Source organism: Streptococcus uberis, from assembly GCF_900475595.1.
GTDB lineage: Bacteria > Bacillota > Bacilli > Lactobacillales > Streptococcaceae > Streptococcus > Streptococcus uberis.
The window spans coordinates 1,426,638-1,442,465 of the sequence record NZ_LS483397.1 but is presented as its reverse complement, the minus strand read 5'-3'; the positions used below and the strand labels follow the sequence as shown (position 1 = coordinate 1,442,465).

The window sequence follows — 15,828 nt, the reverse complement described above, 5'->3', positions numbered from 1 at the left end:
AGCTCTATGAAAGTTTATGATAGTAAAGAAATGGTTTGGACTAGAGAGCCAAAGTCATTTAGTATTTCAAATCAGGAAATTGTCATTGAAACACAACCCCACACCGATTTGTGGCAGCGGACTTATTACCATTTTCAAAATGATAATGCGCCTCTTTTGCAAATGACCATTGATGACGATTATTTTTCTTTCGTGGTCAAAACCACTTTCAATAGTAAGCACCGCTTTGACCAATGTGGACTGGTCATGTACTTAGACTCTGAAAACTGGTTAAAAGCTTCTATTGAATATGAAAATGAGGACTTCCAACATTTAGGATCAGTTGTCACAAACCAAGGGTACTCAGATTGGGCAACCACTGAAATAGATGCTTCTATTAAGGAGATGTGGTACCGACTCAGCCGTCGTGGCAATGATTTTCGCCTGGAATGTTCTCAAGATGGTCAGACTTTCAAACAAATGCGGATTTGCCATATGGCTAAAGCCACAGGCCCAATTCAATGTGGCATTTATGCTTGTAGCCCTGAGGATTCATCCTTCACCGCTCGCTTCACAGACCTTCAAGTGTTAGAATGCCAATGGCCATCTCACGATGGACAGGCACCGGACGAGGTACTTGAATGAACCTTGTTATCATTGGTGCGCAAGCTTCGGGCAAAATGACTATTGGTCAGGAAGTGGAAAAAATGACAGAAATGACGCTTTTTCACAATCATGAAAGCATTGATTTTGTCCTCAAATTTATGCCCTGGTCCAAAGATGCTATGGACTTGATTACAAAGATTCGTTTTGACTTTTTTGAGACCTTTGCTAAAACGGGACAAGCTATGATTTTTACAGTGGTTATTGATTTTGGAGATTCCAAAGATTTGGCCTTACTTGCCACCCTTCAAAGCATTTTTGCAGCTCATAAGCAAGACGTTCTCTTTGTCGAATTAGAAACATCCTTAGAAGAACGCCTTGCCCGAAATCAAACTGAAAATCGCCTCAAGCACAAGCCTTTCAAAAGAGACATTGACTGGTCAGAAAAAGACATTCTCACCACGATGGATTTTGCCACTTTTAACAGTGAAGTTGCACCAGAAAATCTTACCCATTACTATAAAATCAATAATAGTCATAAAAGTGCCCAAGAGGTGGCCAACGACATTGTGGGAATTATGGAGAAAATAGAAAAAGAGAAGTGATTTTCTATTTTATAAATGATTTATCCTAGTTAGAATCAAAAAAATGATATTAAGCATTAAGAAAGGACAATTATGTCTAAAGAACTATCACCAAAATACAACCCAACCGAAGTTGAAGCGGGTCGCTACCAAAAATGGTTAGACCAAGACGTTTTCAAACCTTCAGGTGACAAAAAAGCCAAACCATACTCTATCGTTATTCCACCACCAAACGTAACTGGTAAACTCCACCTTGGTCATGCTTGGGATACTACCCTCCAAGATATCATTATCCGCCAAAAACGCATGCAAGGCTTTGATACGCTTTGGTTACCTGGAATGGACCACGCCGGTATTGCCACACAAGCTAAAGTTGAGGAGCGTCTTCGTGGCCAAGGGATCTCTCGGTACGATTTAGGGCGTGAAAAATTTCTAGAAAAAGTCTGGGAATGGAAAGACGAATATGCCGCTACTATTAAAGAGCAATGGGGCAAAATGGGTATCTCAGTTGATTATTCGCGGGAACGATTCACCCTTGACGAGGGCCTTTCTCAAGCAGTCAAAAAAGTCTTCGTAGAGCTTTACAAAAAAGGCTGGATTTACCGCGGTGAGTTCATTATCAACTGGGATCCGGCTGCCCGCACAGCATTGTCCGACATTGAAGTTATCCATAAAGACGTGCAAGGTGCCTTCTATCATATGAATTATATGTTGGAAGACGGCTCACGCGCTTTAGAAGTTGCCACAACTCGTCCTGAAACCATGTTTGGTGATGTGGCAGTTGCCGTCAACCCAGAAGATCCTCGTTACAAGGACTTAATCGGTAAACATGTTGTTTTACCCATCGTGAATAAGCTTATTCCAATCGTGGCCGATGAGCATGCAGATCCTGAGTTTGGAACTGGGGTCGTTAAAATCACACCTGCTCATGACCCTAACGACTTTTTAGTTGGACAACGTCATAACTTGCCACAAGTCAATGTCATGAATGACGACGGTACCATGAATGAATTGGCTGGTGAGTTTGCCGGTATGGATCGTTTTGAAGCCCGTAAAGCAACTGTTGAAAAGTTAAAAGAGCTAGGTGCACTCGTAAGCATCGAAGAACGCGTTCACTCTGTTGGTCATTCGGAACGTTCGGGTGCTGTTGTTGAGCCACGTTTATCAACACAATGGTTTGTTAAAATGGACCAATTGGCTAAAAATGCCATGGCTAATCAAGATACAGATAATAAGGTCGAATTCTACCCACCACGTTTCAATGATACCTTCATGTCTTGGATGGAAAATGTTCATGACTGGGTTATCTCGCGTCAATTATGGTGGGGTCACCAAATCCCTGCTTGGTATAATGCGGAAGGCGATATCTATGTTGGTGAAGAAGCGCCAGAAGGTGACGGCTGGAAACAGGACGAAGATGTCCTTGACACCTGGTTCTCATCTGCTCTATGGCCATTTTCAACCATGGGTTGGCCAGATGAAAATGCCGAAGACTTCAAACGTTATTTCCCAACATCAACATTGGTTACAGGATATGACATCATTTTCTTCTGGGTATCTCGTATGATCTTCCAATCATTGGAATTTACCAATGAACGCCCATTCCAAAATGTCCTTATCCACGGGCTTATCCGTGACGAAGAAGGCCGTAAAATGTCTAAATCATTGGGCAATGGGATTGATCCAATGGACGTGGTTGAAAAATACGGGGCTGATGCCCTTCGTTGGTTCCTTTCAAACGGCTCTGCCCCAGGACAAGACGTTCGTTTCTCTTACGAAAAAATGGATGCTGCTTGGAACTTCATTAACAAGATTTGGAACATTTCCCGCTACATCCTCATGAACAATGAAGGCTTGACACTAGCAGAAGCAGAAAGCAATGTGGCTAAAGTGGCTGCCTCAGAAGCTGGAAATGTGACCGATAGATGGATTCTTCACAACCTTAATGAGACTATCGTCAAAGTTACGGAGAACTTTGACAAGTTCGAGTTTGGTGTTGCCGGCCACATCTTATACAACTTCATTTGGGAAGAGTTCGCTAACTGGTATGTCGAGCTAACTAAAGAAGTGCTTTATTCCGACAATGAAGACGAAAAAGTCATGACTCGCTCCGTTCTTCTTTACACTTTGGATAAAATCTTGCGTCTTCTCCACCCAATCATGCCATTTGTGACAGAAGAAATCTTTGCACAATATGCGGATGGCTCAATCGTGGTTGCAGCCTACCCAACAGTTAACCCTGCTTTTGAAAATGCAGCTGCGCATAAAGGTGTTGAGAGCTTGAAAGACTTGATTCGTGCGGTTCGTAATGCGCGTGCTGAAGTGAACGTCGCACCAAGCAAGGCCATTACCATCTTGGTTAAAACTTCCGATAATGCACTTGAAGCCTTCTTCAAAGACAATGTTAACTATATCAACCGCTTCACAAATCCAGAAAAATTAGAGATTTCAGCTGACTTGGAAGCTCCAGAATTAGCCATGACAAGCATCATCACGGGTGCCGAAATCTACCTTCCACTAGCAGATCTTCTCAACGTGGAAGAAGAATTAGCGCGTCTAGACAAAGAGCTTGCTAAATGGCAAAAAGAACTAGACATGGTCGGCAAAAAACTTGGCAACGAACGCTTCATCGCCAACGCCAAACCAGAAGTTGTCCAAAAAGAACGCGACAAACAAGCTGATTATCAAGCCAAATATGATGCGACTCAAGAGCGTATCGGAGAGATGAAGAAACTTGTAAAATAGTTAAAATCATTCACTACTTCCTCAGAGCCCCGCCGCTAGACCATAAGTCTAAGTGACGGGGTTCTTTGTCGTACTGAAAAGATTTTAACTGATTTAACGTAAAAACCTATTGTTAATCATCAGCCATACTTGCTGTACCTTCACTACTGTCTGCAGAGCTATTGCTAGTCTCAACTGCGGATGGAATGATAGAACGGTTATCGTTTTGAAATCTATTTATCGATGTGATAATAAAAAAAGGAGTCCTGTTACTAGTTATTTAGTCTAGTGACAGGGCATTTAGTGTTTAATTCAAATTATTTATTATAGAAATACTTTACAAATATACCTTTATTGTATTGCAATTTTTTATTAGTAATAATAAAATTTAAATAAACGCTTTCATTTTTATAATTTATAATAAGAGGAATTATTATATGATCACTGAAATTGATTTACCAAACGACAGGTTTGAAAATACAAAATTAGTCAATCTAAAACAAAAAAATTTCATTTTTGGTAAGAATGGCACAGGAAAGTCAACAATAACAAAACTAATTGAAGAGCAATATTCAAAATCATATGATATTCGTATATTTCAGGGTTTAGATTCAATTGCAGTTAATTCCGAATTAGATGCTATTTCTTTAGGTACTAAAAATGCTGATTTACAACCTGAGATTGAAGAGATTACTACACAAATAAAAATGTTGGAAAATGAAATTAGAGAGAGAGATTTTCCAAATCTATATAGTTCATTTATAGATATTAAAAATAAATACAATAAAAGCAAAGACATATATAGAAAATTATGTACTAGAGGTGCTTCTAAACTTAAGAACGAATATACATATCTGTTTGGACCAAATTATGATTCAAGAAAATTACAATTAGATATTCCTCAAAGAATGAGACTTGAAGAAAGTTCTATTCAAAATTTACTTACGACTTTCTATCAAAAAAAATTACCAAGTACTTCGATGGTTGATTACAGATTTGAGAATATCAACAAATTTATTGAAGCAACTAATTCCATTTTAGAATATGAAATAGCGAAGGTTACTTTAATAGAGTTTATGTCTTTGGATGTTCAAAATTGGGTAAGAGAAGGTATTCATTTTCATAAAAATGAACAAAAATGTGCATTTTGCGGGAATATATTATCAGAGGAAAGACTTAATCACTTAGAAGAATTTTTTGATGAAAATATTAAAAAGTTTGAAAAACGTATTGTAATTGCTTTAGATATTATTGGAGAATATAAAAACAAAGTTAATTCTTTTAAGGAGATTGATGAACAGTTGTTCTATCCTCAGATAAAAGAGAAAATAAAAGCATTAAATATTACTTTATTAGAATATATAAATTCAACCAATCAAATTTTAGATTTTCTATCTGAAAAGCTTTATGAAAGAAAAATTGATATTTTTAATGTAAAAGAGAGAATTTATGTTAATCCCTCTATTAACATGGACAAATTTATTGATGAATATAAAACTATTTGTGATTTAAATAATAAAATATCTAGTAATCTTATAAAAGAGAAAGATTTAGCGAGGTTGAAGTTAAAATACCATTATGTTGCTGAAGTACTAGAAAATGAATCATATGAAGAGATAATTAAAGAAGGTTCAAAATTAAAAGAAAAGTACAATGAAGTTTTAAAAGAATTTGAAGAAAAAAATAATATACTTAAAAAAATGTATTTTGAACGAACAAAACTAATAAATCTAAGTGTTGATGAAACTATAGCAGCTGAAAGTATAAATAAATGCTTAAAAAGTATAGGAAATCAAAGTTTTAGTTTAAATTTAGTAAAAAGTAATCAAAAGGGACAATACGCAATAAATGATTTGAATGGTAATAGACGTTCTGTGTCAACATTAAGTACAGGTGAAAAAAATATTGTTGGCTTTTTATGGTTCATTACAGATTTAGCCAACACCAAAAAAAATTCAGGAAAAAATCGAATTATAGTATTTGATGACCCTATGAACTCTAATGATGATAATACACAATATCTTATTATAATGAAATTGCAACATTTATTGAAGAATCTAGGTAGCGAAGATCAAATATTTATTTTGACTCATAATATTCATTTTTATTTAAACTGTAGATACAAATGGTGGAACGGAAGTAAAAGAGCAAATTATTCTAAAAGTACCATTCACCTGTATAAAGCTGGACAAAAAACACAGTATAAATTTATTAGTTCTTCGGAGGACGACTTACATACATCTTATAGTTTATTATGGAAAGAATTAAAGTGGTTGTATAGTCGTCATAAGCCAGACTATATGTTAAATCCTATCAGACGCATATTAGAAAATTTTATTAATTTTAATAATTTATCAAGTGAAGAGTTTTACAAAAACAATTTAGAAGCTGAAAAATTATTTAATGTTAATTCACATTCAGCATTCGATTTTGAAAACTTCTCTAGTGACCCGAATGGTAAATCTGAAGAAGAAATAATAGAAATTCTCAAAAATATATTTATTGATAACAATGCAGAGAATCATTTTATTGTAAATTGGGAAAAATAAAAATTTATGAAATAGAAAAATACCTTCCTATGTATTAATAGGAAGGTATAGATATTTAATCTAATTTAGTGTAGTATTCATTTGCTAAAGTACTTATTTTTTCAAATTCTCCTTTACTTGCCAGTTTATTAAATTCTCCACCTATGCCAATTGCTGATGCACCTGCTTGGAACCATTCTTTTGCATTTTCGCTATTAACACCACCAGTAACCATAACTTGAACTTGTGGGAGTGGTGCCTTTATTGATGAGATAAAGTCCTGTCCAATAGTTCCTCCTGGGAACAGTTTTACTAACTCACAACCGTATTCAAGAGCAGTTGTTATTTCTGTTAGTGTCATACAACCAGGCAGATAGGGGATTGCATAGAGGTTGCAAATTTTTGCAGTTTCGGCACTGAAAGCAGGTGAAACGATAAATTTTGCCCCGGCTAAAATTGCCATTCGAGCTGTCACAGCATCTAAGACTGTACCGGCCCCTACAATGACATTTTTTGAATTTATGTAGTCATTAGTAAGGTGTTCAATGACCTGACTTGCTTTGTTATTGGAATAGGCGATTTCGATTGCAGTGATCCCACCGGCAATACAGGCTTTTGATGCTTTGTAAGCTTCCTCTTCAGTATTCCCTCGAATAACTACAACCAGTTTTTGAGTGAGGAGTTGACTGATTATTTCTGATTTTGTCATTGATTACTCCAATCTAACGCTTAATATCTTCAAATTGATTTAAGACAGATGTTATGGTCCCTACTGACTCAAACATATTGTCACCTTCAACGACACATTTATATGTGCCGCTGGCTACAGCAAAATCTACAATGTTTTGGTAGTTAGCATTATTGAAGATTTGATATAATGCACCAGCAACAAAAGCATCACCGCTTCCGACACGTTGAAGAACAGGTGTTTTTAACTCTTTTGACATGTAGAACTGCTTGTCTTTATTAAGTAAATAGGCTTGATATACATTTTGACCAAAATGATCTGAACAACGATTAGTATGAAAAATAGCTTTGAAATCATATCTATCCATCAAATCATTCATCCTTTTTTTAATCTCTTCATTTGTCGCCTCATTGCGATTGAAAAATTCAATATCATGGTCATTAATCATTAAAGGTTCGATACCAAAACAATAATCTGCGTAAGGTGCAAACTCCGAAAAAAGTGTCTTAGCTTCTTCTGGAGCAATTAAAAAGCTTCTAAAATTGAGGTCAAAGGAGATTGATAGACCTCTTTTTTTAGCTTCATCAAGTAGCACCTTAGTCGTATCGCAGATAGTTTTAGCTAGAGATAGTGTAATACCACTGAAGTGAAAGTGGTCTACATCAGAAAATATGTGATCAATTTGATCAGCTTCTATTTGATAGTCATGCAAACTACTTTCTTTTCTGTCATAAATAACCTGACCTTGTCGACATCCGAAACTATTTTCAAGGAAATAGAGCCCCATACGGTTACCAGTTCTTTGGATGCAATTAGTATCAATATCTTGAGACTGCAAGAATCTTAAAAAGCTATCGCCAATTGGATTTTCAGGAATAGCAGAAATTAGCTTCGTTTTCTGACCAAAGCCAGATAAGGCACGAGCGATATTTACTTCTGAACCTCCATAAAATAAGTGCGATTGCACACCATTTGAAAAGTTTTCAATATTTTGAGGACTTATACGAATCAAAGGCTCGCCAAAAAATAGGATTTTCGACATGAGAAGCTAATCCTTTCTATAATTTTATTAAACATTTAAGAGAGTTTTAAGATAATCTGCAATTTCTTTATTCTGACAGTTAGCAAAGAAGAGTTCCTGGAAATGTTCTCCTGAAATGGTTTCTTTTAAAAATTCTTGATCGATTTCTTTTAGAATAGTTAGCAAGTTTTTGTAGGTAATGGCTTTGACCTCGTTTAAGATACGAGCATTGCGTTGTTCAGGTATTGCTCTTTCTTTGGGATAACCTCCCCCAACTTCATCTTCGAAAAGACGTTCGAACATATAACGGAGATTAAGTTCAGCACCCCATCCAAATCCTTTAGCGAATGGTAGTGAGAGGGCGTTACCACCATTAACTTGAGAGAAGAGATAAGCATCCACTGGATCAGCGGCAAAACCACAGGTGACTCCTGGGAAACTATTACATGCAAGCATTGCTCCCATTCCTGTACCACAACCTGTAATGACAAAGTCAGCTGCACCACTATTTAATAAAATAGCAGTAAGGAGACCATTTTGAACGTAAGTTAATTGGCTTTCCCCTTCATTACCATACATACCGTAATTAAAGGCTTCAAAGCCTTTTTTATCTGTAACAGCTTTTAACTCATTAAAGATTATATTATTTTTAGTGGCTTGGCTATTCTCGTTAATTAAAGCAATTTTCATTTTTGATATAACTCCTTATTTGATTTATTGGGGTTGTTTTCCGATATAGGCAAGAATGCCGCCATCTACATAAAGGATATGTCCGTTTATAAAGTTCGAAGCGTCACTGGCAAGAAAAACTGCTGGTGCTCCTAAATCTTCAGCTTCTCCCCAACGAGCAGCTGGTGTTTTAGAAATAATGAATTGGTCGAACGGATGACGGGAGCCATCTGCCTGTTTTTCTCGAAGTGGGGCTGTTTGTGGGGTGGCTATGTAACCAGGACCAATACCATTACATTGAATATTAGCTGAACCGTATTCTGAGGCGATATTTTTAGTTAGCATTTTAAGACCACCTTTAGCAGCAGCATAAGCAGAAACGGTTTCACGACCAAGTTCACTCATCATAGAACAAATATTGATGATTTTACCATGGCCTTTTTCAATCATGCCTGGAAGTACAGCTTTTGAAACAATAAATGGTCCGTTAAGGTCAATATCGATAACCTGTCGAAAATCTTTAGCACTCATTTCAAGCATTGGTTGGCGTTTAATAATTCCTGCATTGTTAACAAGGATATCAATAACACCAACTTCATCAGAGATTTGTTTAATCATAGCTTGAATGCCATCCTCGTCAGTAACATCACAGATGTACCCGTGAGCATTTATTCCAAGCTCTTTGTATGCTTCCAAACCTTTATCAACTAGGTCTTGATTGATGTCATTGAACACAATCTTAGCGCCAGCTTTGGCTAAAGCAGTAGCAATTGAGAATCCTATGCCATATGAAGCTCCAGTGATAAGCGCGATCTTACCTTCAAGAGAAAAGTTATCTTGTAAAAATTGTTGAGTCATCATAATGTCCTCCTTAATTATTTTTTAGGTAGTAAACCTGTTTACAAAAACAATAACATAGTAAACCGGTTTTGTCAACGGTTCAAGAAAGCAAAAAGAAAATTCATGCTACTATATAAAAAGTCATTAAACAGCCTTTTCCTACTATAATAGCGTGGAAAAATAGCAAAAAATTTTTTTCAAAACTGAGAAAGAAATATCTAAAAATCATGTTGACAGGGGGAAATGAAAACGCTATAATCAGTTTATAAAGTAAACCGGTAAACTTAAACAGGAGGTTTTATGATAAAAATTATCATTGTAGCTCACGGTCATTTTCCAAACGGCATTTTAAGTTCATTAGAATTGATTGCGGGTAAACAAGAAAATATCGCTGTTATAGATTTTCTTGCAGGAATGTCAGCAGATAATGTCAGAAGTTCCTTAGAAGCTTCTTTACAAGGAGTGGAACAAGCTTTAATTTTAACTGATTTACTTGGCGGAACACCTTTTAACATCGCATCTACAGTTTCAGTCAATCATGATGATAAAAAGATTAACGTTTTATCTGGACTAAACTTAGCTATGTTGATGGAAGCTGTTTTTTCAAGGGAGATTGTAGATAATCTGGAAGACTTAACTGAAAAAGTTATCACTTCAGCACAAAAAGGAATTGTAGATTTCTCTTCATGTATCGAATGTTCTGAAGATGAGAATCTTTTTGAAGGAGGAATTTAATGGTAGGAAAAATTAGAAAAGTAGCTCTTGAGACGATTGAGAATCCAAATCGTTTCCAAGAAAGACCGTTATTAACAAAAGATGAAGTTAAGTCTGCAATTGATAAGGCCTTAAAACAGATATATATCAATATGGATTATTTTGGTGAAAAGTATCCAACACCAGCAACCTTTAATAATCAGTATAATGTGATGGATAATACTGAGTGGACAAATGCCTTTTGGACAGGTTGTCTTTGGTTAGCATATGAATACAATGGTGATCCATCTCTAAAAGAATTAGCGCATCAGAATGTTTTATCTTTTTTAGACCGTATCAATCATAAAATTGAATTAGATCATCATGATTTAGGTTTCTTATATACTCCTTCGTGTATGGCTGAATATCGTATCAATGGAGACAAAGATGCTCTTGAGGCTGCATTGAAGGCAGCTGACAAATTGATTGAACGTTATCAGGAAAAAGGTGGTTTTATACAAGCTTGGGGAGAACTTGGCCATAAAGACCATTACCGACTTATTATTGATTGCCTTTTAAATATTCAATTATTATTTTTTGCTTTTGAACAAACTGGAAACAAGAAATATAAAGAGATTGCAGAGAATCATTTTTATGCTTCAGCAAACACGGTTATTCGTAAAGATGCTTCAGCATATCATACCTATTATTTTGATCCTGAAACTGGTCAGCCCCTAAAAGGGATAACGCGTCAAGGTTATAGTGATGATTCAGCTTGGGCACGTGGTCAAGCCTGGGGGATTTATGGTATCCCGCTCAGCTATCGCAAGATGAAAGATAATGACCAAATTGATTTGTTCAAAGGAATGACTAATTATTTCTTAAATCGTTTACCTGAAGATAATGTCTCTTATTGGGATTTAATCTTTAATGATGGTTCAGGACAGTCGCGTGACTCATCTGCTACAGCAGTAGCTGTTTGTGGTATTCACGAGATGCTTAAGTATTTACCAGAGGTAGATTCGGATAAGGTAACATATAAGTATGCCATGCATACTATGTTGCGAAGTTTAATTGATAACTATGCCAATGAAGACTATCAGGAAGGTCGCCCACTTTTATTACATGGGGTATATTCTTGGCATTCTGGCAAAGGTGTCGATGAAGGCAACATTTGGGGTGATTACTATTATCTTGAAGCATTGATACGTTTTTACAAAGACTGGGAATTGTATTGGTGATTTAAAACTGTCAAATTTAGTTAATACATAAAAAATGAGGAGGTCAGAAATGACAACTGGACCAAATATTGTGATGACTCGTGTGGATGAACGTCTTATTCATGGACAAGGTCAACTGTGGGTCAAGTTTTTAAGCTGTAATACTGTTATCGTTGCCAATGATGCTGTAGCAGAGGATAACATACAACAAACCTTAATGAAAACAGTAGTTCCTAGCTCAATTGCTTTACGTTTTTTCCCAATTCAAAAAGTCATTGATGTCATTCATAAAGCTAATCCAGCACAAACGATTTTTATTATTGTGAAAAACTTAGAAGATGCTCATCGTTTGATTGCAGGTGGGGTTCCAATTAAAGACATTAATATTGGGAATATTCATAATGCGGAAGGCAAAAAACAGGTTACTCGATCCATTTTTCTTGATGAAAAGGATAGAGACCATATTCGTCAGATGCATGAGAAATATAGCGTTTCTTTCAATACTAAGACAACCCCAACAGGGAATGACGGTGCTGTCGAAGTCAATATTTTAGATTACATTTAAAAATTAATTAAAGTCAAAGGAGATTATTATGGATATTACTATCATCCAAGCTATCTTAATTGGATTGTGGACAGCATTCTGTTTCAGTGGTATGCTACTAGGTCTATACACCAATCGTTGTATTGTTTTGTCACTAGGTGTTGGAATTATTTTGGGAGATATTCAGACAGCGCTTGCAGTAGGAGCTATTTCAGAATTAGCCTATATGGGATTTGGTGTAGGAGCCGGAGGAACAGTTCCACCTAATCCAATCGGACCTGGTATTTTTGGAACTTTGATGGCTATTACAACAGTTGCTACGAAAGATAAAATTACTCCAGAAGCAGCACTTGCATTGTCAACTCCAATTGCTGTTGGTATTCAATTTTTACAAACAGCTATTTATACAGCATTTGCGGGTGCACCCGAAACAGCTAAAAAAGCTTTACGTGAAGGTAATTTTAAAAAGTTCAAAGTTGCAGCAAATGGGACAATATGGGCCTTTGCAGCAGTAGGTTTTGCACTAGGTTTAATTGGAGCACTTTCAATGCAGACTTTAACTAATTTGTTTGCACTAATTCCGCCTGTATTACTTAATGGTTTGACATTAGCTGGTAAAATGCTTCCTGCAATCGGGTTTGCAATGATTCTATCTGTAATGGCTAAAAAGGAACTTATTCCTTACGTCATTCTCGGATATGTCTTAGCAGTATACTTTGGTTTACCAATGTTAACCCCTACAGCAAATGGCGATGGCTTATTGACATCAGTTGCTGCAAATAGCGTTGTTGGTGTTCCGACAATTGGGGTAGCATTAATTGCAACAATATTTGCTTTGATTGATATCTTCAGAAGACCAGCAACAGCAGTTGCAGAAACAAAAGCCGAAGGAGACGAACACGATGACTGGATCTAATAAACTTGTTAAAAGCGATTATACTAAAACTGCATTACGTGCCTTTTTTCTACAAAATGGTTTTAACTACAGCAATTATCAAGGTTTAGGATATGCTAATGTTATTTTCCCAGCACTTAAAAAGCATTATGGAGATGATAAAAAAGCTTTAGCTGAGGCAGTTGAAGAAAATATTGAATTCTACAATACAAATCCACATTTTCTACCTTTTGTTACGAGTCTCCATCTAGCTATGATTGATAATGATCGTCCTGAAGAAGAAGTACGTGGGATTAAGATGGCACTAATGGGGCCATTAGCTGGTATTGGTGATTCCTTATCACAATTCTGTTTAGCACCTTTATTCTCAACCATTGCTGCTTCATTAGCAACTGATGGTTTAGTATTAGGACCAATCTTATTCTTTGTCTGTATGAATGTCATTTTAACAACTATTAAACTCATTACAGGACATTATGGATACAAACTTGGTACAGGATTTATTGAAAAACTCAGTGAACAAATGGAAGTCATTTCACGGGCTGCAAATATTGTAGGGGTAACGGTTATTTCTAGTTTGGCTGCAACTCAAGTGAAATTGACAATTCCATATACTTTTGCTCCTGATAAAGTTACAAGTGCTAGTCAAAAAATTGTTACCGTCCAAGGTATGCTGGATAAAATTGCACCAGCTATGTTACCAGTACTTTACACATTCCTAATGTATTATTTAATAAAACATAAAAAATGGACAACATACAAACTTGTAATCCTTACAGTCATTATCGGAATTATCGGTAGTTGGTTAGGAATTCTTGCTTAAAAGCCTCAAAGGATTAGAGAGACTTCTAATCCTTTTTTGAATTGATAAGGAAGTAGCATGAAAAACTTTAATCTTAAAAAACCATTTAATGATGTCTTTCAAGAATTTGATTATAACTATTGCAGAAATTATATTATTAAACATCAAAATTGTGAGTATCAAAAAAGAAAGCAAATTGCAGATGATGTGTTAAATAATACTTTCGTCTTCAAAGATAACTGGGATATGGAACCTTGTTATACACCAGTTCATTTAGAGGAAATGATTTGGGACTATATTCCTTTTGATGATCAAGAATGGGTATTTATGCTTAATAGACACTCATTCTTAAATCATTTATTTTTGGCAGGTTTCATGGAGCAGGATTCAAAATATTTTGATAAAATCATATTTTTTATAAAAGACTGGATTTCAAAAAATATGCCAATGATAAGTGATAGCATAAATTCTCGTTCCTTAGATACAGGTATCAGGTGTATCACTTGGTATAGGATTATCAATCATCTAGATCAATTGGGATATTTAAAAGAAGATGATAAAACAGAGATATTAATTGCTGTCAAGAATCAACTTGACTATTTATATGATAACTATATTGAGAAATATAGTTTAAGTAATTGGGGCATCCCTCAGACTGTAGCTATTTTGCTATGGCATCATACTTATGGATGCAAGACAGTCAGTGATCAATTAGTTACTTTTGCTAGAAAAGAAATAATTAATCAAGTGGAGTTACAAATTCTTGAAGACGGAACACAATATGAACAATCTGTTATGTACCATGTTGAAGTTTATAAAAATCTCTTAGAGTTATGTCTATTTGTTCCTAGTTACAACCTTCTTTTGAATGAGAAACTGTTAAAAATGGCTGATTATATTTACTCCGTAACTGGATCAGATGGTTATCAAATTGCACTAGGGGATAGTGATTTTACAGAAACAAGGGATATTTTAACAACATCAGCCATATTCTTTGATTCAAAAAAATTTAAAAACAAAGCTTTTTCTAAAGTCGATATTGACTCAATTTTACTTTTTGGAAAAAGAGGGATTGAAAAGTTTACACAGATAATACCTGTTAACACTAAAGCATTTACGAATATGTATTGTAATAGTGGACACGTTTGTCATGAAGATAAAAATAGATACCTATTCTTTAAATGTGGACCTTTTGGAAGTTCCCATAGTCACAGCGATCAAAATAGTTTCGTACTTTATGATAAAGGTCAACCAATCATTATTGATCCAGGACGATATACTTACACCGAAAATAAAATACGTTATTTCTTAAAGAGTCAAAGAAGTCATTCTACTTGTTTTATTAGTGATGTCAAAGAAAAGCATATAAAAGATTCCTGGTCATATGTTGATTATCCGGAAGCACACATGTTTCCAGTTTGCCAATCAGAGGAGTTTCTTTTATTGGAAGGTCAGGTTTTTGATACAAATAGCCAACATACGCGTCAAATTTTACTACTTCCAGATGGCAATACCCTATTATTTGATTTTATGATGTGTCAAGGAGAAAATACACTACAGATTCAATTTATCTTAGATGATAAGGTCACACTTAAAGAAGGTAAATTAAACCAATTAAAGGTTATAAGCCGTCAAAAATTACTATCCGAAAGCACTACTATTTCTAAAAGATATAATGCCATTGAGGAATCGACAAAGTTAGTTAAGAGAATAGCATTTAAGGATTCGATTTCGGATAGTACATTATTCATAAATAGTAGCTGTCAAGTCATTGAACATGATGTTATTCAATCCGGTTCAGGTTTGAAAATTGAAGAATCGTTTGGATATGAAATATCTGGGAACGGTAATCATTACCTAGTTACCATTTTAGGGAAGCAACTTATCCATGGAAATAAACTTTATGATTGCAATGGTATTAAATTTAAAGGAAGAGTCGTTGTTTATGACTATAAGAAAAAGAGGTATCATCGTTTAAAAAATTAATGAGAATCGTTTCTATTTGCGAACATTTTAAGCATTCTATGGTATACTTTAT

At 35.3% G+C, this 15,828-nt stretch carries 14 protein-coding genes; 10 read left to right on the top strand and 4 right to left on the bottom strand.

Annotated features, from left to right (window positions below):
• The first annotated feature begins 6 nt into the window (after positions 1 to 6).
• From DQM95_RS07395 to DQM95_RS07380, 4 genes are all read left to right on the top strand, one after another.
• A complete protein-coding gene (locus DQM95_RS07395) occupies positions 7 to 624 on the top strand; it encodes a DUF1349 domain-containing protein (RefSeq protein ID WP_037593338.1) in 618 nt (205 codons plus the stop codon).
• Entirely contained in the window at positions 621 to 1,187 is a 567-nt protein-coding gene (locus DQM95_RS07390) for a shikimate kinase (RefSeq protein ID WP_037593340.1), read from the top strand. The genes DQM95_RS07395 and DQM95_RS07390 overlap by 4 nt, the downstream gene beginning before the upstream one ends.
• Before the next feature lie 72 nt (positions 1,188 to 1,259).
• The gene (locus DQM95_RS07385; protein ID WP_037593342.1) at positions 1,260 to 3,911 is read left to right on the top strand and encodes a valine--tRNA ligase; all 2,652 of its coding nucleotides are present in this window, start codon (positions 1,260 to 1,262) and stop codon (positions 3,909 to 3,911) included.
• Between the two features lie 416 nt (positions 3,912 to 4,327).
• Positions 4,328 to 6,439, top strand: coding sequence for an AAA family ATPase (locus DQM95_RS07380; protein ID WP_037593345.1), 2,112 nt, complete (start codon positions 4,328 to 4,330; stop codon positions 6,437 to 6,439).
• A gap of 55 nt (positions 6,440 to 6,494) precedes the next feature.
• On the opposite strand, the gene DQM95_RS07375 is transcribed toward DQM95_RS07380, so the two are convergent.
• From DQM95_RS07375 to DQM95_RS07360, 4 genes are read right to left on the bottom strand one after another with little or no spacing between them, the layout of a single operon-like run.
• Entirely contained in the window at positions 6,495 to 7,127 is a 633-nt protein-coding gene (locus tag DQM95_RS07375) for a bifunctional 2-keto-4-hydroxyglutarate aldolase/2-keto-3-deoxy-6-phosphogluconate aldolase (RefSeq protein ID WP_037593348.1), read from the bottom strand.
• A gap of 13 nt (positions 7,128 to 7,140) precedes the next feature.
• A complete protein-coding gene (locus DQM95_RS07370) occupies positions 7,141 to 8,148 on the bottom strand; it encodes a sugar kinase (protein ID WP_037593350.1) in 1,008 nt (335 codons plus the stop codon).
• Between the two features lie 27 nt (positions 8,149 to 8,175).
• The gene (locus tag DQM95_RS07365) at positions 8,176 to 8,817 is read right to left on the bottom strand and encodes an RpiB/LacA/LacB family sugar-phosphate isomerase (RefSeq protein ID WP_037593352.1); all 642 of its coding nucleotides are present in this window, start codon (positions 8,815 to 8,817) and stop codon (positions 8,176 to 8,178) included.
• Between the two features lie 24 nt (positions 8,818 to 8,841).
• Positions 8,842 to 9,654, bottom strand: a complete 813-nt coding sequence (locus DQM95_RS07360) for a gluconate 5-dehydrogenase (RefSeq protein ID WP_037593409.1) — start codon at positions 9,652 to 9,654, stop codon at positions 8,842 to 8,844.
• Positions 9,655 to 9,936: 282 nt separating this feature from the next.
• Between DQM95_RS07360 and DQM95_RS07355 the strand changes: the two genes are divergently transcribed.
• The 6 genes from DQM95_RS07355 to DQM95_RS07330 are packed head-to-tail and all read left to right on the top strand — an operon-like array spanning position 9,937 to position 15,776.
• Positions 9,937 to 10,371: a PTS sugar transporter subunit IIA gene (locus tag DQM95_RS07355; protein ID WP_037593354.1), complete on the top strand. Its 435-nt coding sequence runs from the start codon at positions 9,937 to 9,939 to the stop codon at positions 10,369 to 10,371.
• A complete protein-coding gene (locus DQM95_RS07350) occupies positions 10,371 to 11,570 on the top strand; it encodes a glycoside hydrolase family 88 protein (RefSeq protein WP_037593355.1) in 1,200 nt (399 codons plus the stop codon). The genes DQM95_RS07355 and DQM95_RS07350 overlap by 1 nt, the downstream gene beginning before the upstream one ends.
• A gap of 49 nt (positions 11,571 to 11,619) precedes the next feature.
• Positions 11,620 to 12,114, top strand: coding sequence for a PTS sugar transporter subunit IIB (locus DQM95_RS07345; protein WP_037593356.1), 495 nt, complete (start codon positions 11,620 to 11,622; stop codon positions 12,112 to 12,114).
• A gap of 28 nt (positions 12,115 to 12,142) precedes the next feature.
• Complete coding sequence (locus tag DQM95_RS07340; RefSeq protein ID WP_037593357.1) at positions 12,143 to 13,009, top strand: PTS mannose/fructose/sorbose/N-acetylgalactosamine transporter subunit IIC; 867 nt, start codon at positions 12,143 to 12,145, stop codon at positions 13,007 to 13,009.
• Positions 12,996 to 13,811 (top strand): PTS system mannose/fructose/sorbose family transporter subunit IID, encoded by an 816-nt coding sequence (locus DQM95_RS07335; RefSeq protein ID WP_037593358.1) that lies wholly within the window; start codon positions 12,996 to 12,998, stop codon positions 13,809 to 13,811. Before DQM95_RS07340 ends, DQM95_RS07335 begins: the two co-directional genes overlap by 14 nt.
• A gap of 57 nt (positions 13,812 to 13,868) precedes the next feature.
• The gene (locus tag DQM95_RS07330; protein WP_037593359.1) at positions 13,869 to 15,776 is read left to right on the top strand and encodes a heparinase II/III domain-containing protein; all 1,908 of its coding nucleotides are present in this window, start codon (positions 13,869 to 13,871) and stop codon (positions 15,774 to 15,776) included.
• Positions 15,777 to 15,828: the final 52 nt, after the last annotated feature.

Coding starts and splice junctions, on each gene's coding strand:
- DQM95_RS07395 (WP_037593338.1), top strand. CDS start 7: ATGAAAGTTTATGATAGTAAAGAAATGGTTTGGACTAGAGAGCCAAAG.
- DQM95_RS07390 (WP_037593340.1), top strand. CDS start 621: ATGAACCTTGTTATCATTGGTGCGCAAGCTTCGGGCAAAATGACTATT.
- DQM95_RS07385 (WP_037593342.1), top strand. CDS start 1,260: ATGTCTAAAGAACTATCACCAAAATACAACCCAACCGAAGTTGAAGCG.
- DQM95_RS07380 (WP_037593345.1), top strand. CDS start 4,328: ATGATCACTGAAATTGATTTACCAAACGACAGGTTTGAAAATACAAAA.
- DQM95_RS07375 (WP_037593348.1), bottom strand. CDS start 7,127: ATGACAAAATCAGAAATAATCAGTCAACTCCTCACTCAAAAACTGGTT.
- DQM95_RS07370 (WP_037593350.1), bottom strand. CDS start 8,148: ATGTCGAAAATCCTATTTTTTGGCGAGCCTTTGATTCGTATAAGTCCT.
- DQM95_RS07365 (WP_037593352.1), bottom strand. CDS start 8,817: ATGAAAATTGCTTTAATTAACGAGAATAGCCAAGCCACTAAAAATAAT.
- DQM95_RS07360 (WP_037593409.1), bottom strand. CDS start 9,654: ATGACTCAACAATTTTTACAAGATAACTTTTCTCTTGAAGGTAAGATC.
- DQM95_RS07355 (WP_037593354.1), top strand. CDS start 9,937: ATGATAAAAATTATCATTGTAGCTCACGGTCATTTTCCAAACGGCATT.
- DQM95_RS07350 (WP_037593355.1), top strand. CDS start 10,371: ATGGTAGGAAAAATTAGAAAAGTAGCTCTTGAGACGATTGAGAATCCA.
- DQM95_RS07345 (WP_037593356.1), top strand. CDS start 11,620: ATGACAACTGGACCAAATATTGTGATGACTCGTGTGGATGAACGTCTT.
- DQM95_RS07340 (WP_037593357.1), top strand. CDS start 12,143: ATGGATATTACTATCATCCAAGCTATCTTAATTGGATTGTGGACAGCA.
- DQM95_RS07335 (WP_037593358.1), top strand. CDS start 12,996: ATGACTGGATCTAATAAACTTGTTAAAAGCGATTATACTAAAACTGCA.
- DQM95_RS07330 (WP_037593359.1), top strand. CDS start 13,869: ATGAAAAACTTTAATCTTAAAAAACCATTTAATGATGTCTTTCAAGAA.